Below are 2289 nucleotides of genomic sequence, written 5' to 3' on the forward strand. Positions count from 1 at the left end.
CTCACCGGCAGCAGCCGTTGAGTCTGGAAAACGGTTTGGATCGCGCTCCTCAGAGAAGGTCATTCTTCAGGCTCCCAACGCAAAACTGGCATTCCCATCTTCCTGTACCGAGGAAACCTTTTGGCAGGTAGGATCCACAGAGCTGCAGCTTTGGGGTTCAAGGGATCCCCTCAGCGGCATTGTGCAGCCTTTTCTGGCCCAGGTTGCTGCCGTGATCTCGGGCTCTTGTCGTGGACAAATGCCGCCGTACCTCCAAGCTAGCCTAGACTGCGCTCCAAGATCAGGAGCTGTTCTTTCAAGGCCCTCAGGGCCTGGCCGCGGTGGCTGACGGCTTCCTTTTGCGCCGGGCTCATCTCGGCAAAGGTCAGCCCCACCTCCGGCACCCAAAAGAGCGGGTCATAGCCAAATCCTCCTGCTCCCCGGGGCTGAGCCAGGATCTCCCCGTGGCAGATGCCCTCCACCAAGGCCCGCACCTGCCCCTGGGGATCCACCACAGCAATGGCGCAGTGAAAGCTGGCTTGGCGGTTGGGGATCCCTTCCATCTCCCGCAGCAGCCGCGCAATGCGGGCGGCATCGTCAGGGGCATAGCGGGCCGAATGGATCCCAGGGGCGCCGCCAAGGGCTGCCACCGCCAGCCCAGAGTCATCGGCAATGGCCCACTCCCCCAGAGCGGCTGCTACAGCCTTGGCCTTGAGAAGGGCATTTTCGACAAAGGTGCTGCCGCTTTCTTCCACTTCTATCGCCGCCGGCAGGGGACGCAGATCCCAGCTGGGAGCATGGGCCTGGAAGAAGGTGTTGAACTCCCGCCATTTACCAGGGTTGCTGCTGGCCAAGATCAAGGGGCGCGCCATAGGCTGGGGAGCGCGGGAAACACAGGTATCTTAGCGGAAGAAAGCAGACAGCAGAGGGCTGCCCAGGTCCTCAGTGGATTTCCAGAACCATGTTGTGCAAGGCCGTGTTGATCACCAGGGTGGAGCCGCAGCGTTCCACCTTTCCCCCGTCCCAGTGCATGTGGCCGCAGATGTAGTAGCGCGGCTGTAGGTGATCCAACAGGGGGCGCAGGGTGGGCATGCGGCGGTGGTACCATTTGCCGCCTTCGTCCAACAGGCCCCGCGGCGGCGCGTGGCTAAGCAGCAGGTCAATGGGGCGAGGAGGCTGGCTGTAGAGGGTAAGCAGCTCCTGCAGATGGCTGCGGGTAAGGGTCCAGCTCCAGCCGCAAGGGGGAGTCCAGGGCACCGCCAACACTTGCAGCCCTAGCCACTCAAAGTAACAAGACTGGGTGATGGCCCGTCCCCACCTGCCAGCTAGGGCATCCAACACGGCAGCGGCTGGGTCGTGGTTGCCGGGCAAAAAGAGCCAGGGCTTGCCCAGGCCGTCTACTGCCGCCAGGAAAGATTGCAACTGGATGACCTCAGCTTCGGCTGTTGGGTAAAAGCCTTGGGTGGCGTTGAGGGAGGGCTTGCCAGCCTTGGAGCAGAAGTCGCCGCAGTTGATGTAGGCATCCACCTGGGGCAGATGGTCAAGGGCCTGCTGGATCAGCCGGTTGCTGCCGTGGTAGTCGGAGCCGAGGAGCAGTTTAATCCCCATAGGCTGGCGGGAAGCAAAGGGTCTATTGCGGACGGGATCCCTGCAGCAGGGCAGCCACCTGTTGCCAGGAGCTGCGGTACCAGGCCCGTTGGGCCTCCAGCTCCTCTTCTAAAGATCCTGTCGGGCCAAACTCCGGACAGGCATACCCCAGGGAGCGCAGGCCCGCCACCAACAGTGCTGGCGACAGCCACCATTGTTGGGCCAAGCGTAACAGATCCACCTGGGCTTGGTTTTGCAGGTAGTGGCGCAATTGCCGTTGTAAGACAGCGGCGGAGGGCAGAGGCACCGCCTGGTGGTGCAGGACAACGAGCAGCGCGTCGCTAGGGGTGCAGTAGAGCAGCCACTTGAGGTGATCCAAAGAGGGAGGCCAGCTCCACAGCCACAGTTGGTCGTAGCGATGGCCAGCTTGGGGGCGGTCGTAGTGGAGGGTTAGGGAGGGATGCTGCTTCGGGAGAAGGACAAACGTAGGGCGCCGGAAGCCGTAGAGGAGGATCGTTCCCCGCGCCTGGGGCAGGAGGGCAGAAAATCGAGATGCAGCCTGCCAACGCAGCGGTTGGGTGGGCTGGGGGGCAGGGCGATAGATCAGCAGGGGCGAGGGTGCTGTCTGGGCCCCAGCTTTGGCATCGGACATGGTGGGAGCAACGGCGGCGGGCGAAAGATTGGCAGAGCTGGCCTCTGCGGCAGGCCGGATCCCAAGAATTT

General features: G+C 62.9%; 2 protein-coding genes and 1 pseudogene. All 3 read right to left on the reverse strand.

What is annotated here, in order from left to right; genetic code table 11:
- Window positions 1-257: 257 nt before the first annotated feature.
- Complete coding sequence (gene rdgB / locus NW835_RS07505) at window positions 258-851, reverse strand: RdgB/HAM1 family non-canonical purine NTP pyrophosphatase (RefSeq protein ID WP_414365002.1); 594 nt, start codon at window positions 849-851, stop codon at window positions 258-260.
- Between the two features lie 70 nt (window positions 852-921).
- Window positions 922-1587, reverse strand: coding sequence for a metallophosphoesterase family protein (locus tag NW835_RS07510; RefSeq protein WP_414365000.1), 666 nt, complete (start codon window positions 1585-1587; stop codon window positions 922-924).
- Window positions 1588-1609: 22 nt separating this feature from the next.
- Window positions 1610-2289, reverse strand: a pseudogene (locus NW835_RS07515) (single-stranded-DNA-specific exonuclease RecJ); the annotation flags it as partial.

This window comes from Synechococcus sp. OH2, assembly GCF_047462155.1.
In the GTDB taxonomy this organism is placed as follows: Bacteria; Cyanobacteriota; Cyanobacteriia; order Thermostichales; family Thermostichaceae; genus Thermostichus.

What these genes read in the sequence shown, in the direction of transcription:
- NW835_RS07510 (WP_414365000.1), bottom strand. Translation starts at nt 1,587, where the DNA reads ATGGGGATTAAACTGCTCCTCGGCTCCGACTACCACGGCAGCAACCGG.
- rdgB (WP_414365002.1), bottom strand. Translation starts at nt 851, where the DNA reads ATGGCGCGCCCCTTGATCTTGGCCAGCAGCAACCCTGGTAAATGGCGG.